Source organism: Paraburkholderia phenoliruptrix (assembly GCF_902859825.1).
Classification (GTDB): domain Bacteria; phylum Pseudomonadota; class Gammaproteobacteria; order Burkholderiales; family Burkholderiaceae; genus Paraburkholderia; species Paraburkholderia phenoliruptrix.
This window is the reverse complement of sequence record NZ_CADIKB010000118.1, coordinates 1-1,199: the sequence shown is the minus strand read 5'-3', so window position 1 is coordinate 1,199 and position 1,199 is coordinate 1. Positions and strand designations below refer to the sequence as shown.

At 62.9% G+C, this 1,199-nt stretch carries 1 protein-coding gene; it reads left to right on the top strand.

The genetic code is table 11. The features are described from left to right. A partial coding sequence (locus tag HV711_RS33225) for a type VI secretion system Vgr family protein (RefSeq protein WP_175145692.1) occupies nt 1-1,199 on the top strand: 1,199 nt, incomplete at both ends.

Below are 1,199 nucleotides of genomic sequence, written 5' to 3'. Positions count from 1 at the left end.
CGCCATGAGGGCTACCGTGCAGGTGTGGACTTCGAGTTCCGGTTGCGCCACCAGTACAGGCGGCACGAGTACGTCACGCAATATCACGAGACAACGTTTGGCTTCATCCAGCGCCTTTGTGCGCAGGAGGGGATCTGGTTCCGCTGGGAGCAGAAAAAGGATCGCGCGGTCCTCGTGTTCGGCGACGATCTCGATGCCTATGCGCACAAACAGCGCACGGTGGCGTACCTGCGCGACTCGGGGCTCGAGAGTTCCGGCACCGACGCGATCAAGACGCTCGAGAAGCGGACGCGGCGTGTGCCCGAGGCGGTGCGGCTGCACGACTACAACCATCGCGAGGCGGGCGTCTCGCTGCTCGTTGATGAAAATGCCGCGCGCGACGACAGGACAACGAACGGGATCGATTATCGCTGGGGCGAGCACTACCAGACGCCCGACGAGGGCAAGGGCGTGGCACGACTGCGTCATGAGGAACACCTGGCGCAGCAGATTACCTTCAAGGGTACCGGCAACCCGTTCTGGCTCGAAGCGGGCGAAGTCATGCGCCTGGACCCGAATCCCGCCGACGCGAAACACGGGATTTTCATCACATCGGTCGAATCGAGCGGTGGGCGCAGCGAGTCGTACTGGGTGAGCTTCGAGGGAATTCCGTCGGACCGGGTGTGGCGCACGCCGATGGCATCGATCGAGCGACCATCCATCGACGGCATCCTGCCCGCCCGCGTTACGTCACCGGGCAATTACAAGTACGCGTACCTGACGGAGCAGGGCTGGTATGTGATCAGGCTGCCGTTCGATCTCGACGAGTGGAGTCCGGGCGGGACGAGCCGGCCGGTGCGGTTCGCGAAGCCGTACAGCGGGGACAACTACGGACACCACTTCCCGCTGATCGACGGGGCGGAGGTGGCGATCGTCTTTACGGGCGGGGATCCGGATCGGCCTGTGATTATCGGCGCGATGCATGACAGTCTGCATCCGGATCTCGTCAACAACCTCAACCACACGCGCAACATCGTCCGCACGGCCGCGCGGAACGAACTACGGATGGAGGACAAGGAAGGTGTCGAGCACATCCACCTGACGACGCCGTTTCAGACCAGTGAGCTCAATCTTGGACATATGGTCGATGAGAACCGGAAGGAGCGTGGGCAGGGTGCAGAGTTGCGGACTGACGGCCATGTCGCAGTGCGAGGTGCGAA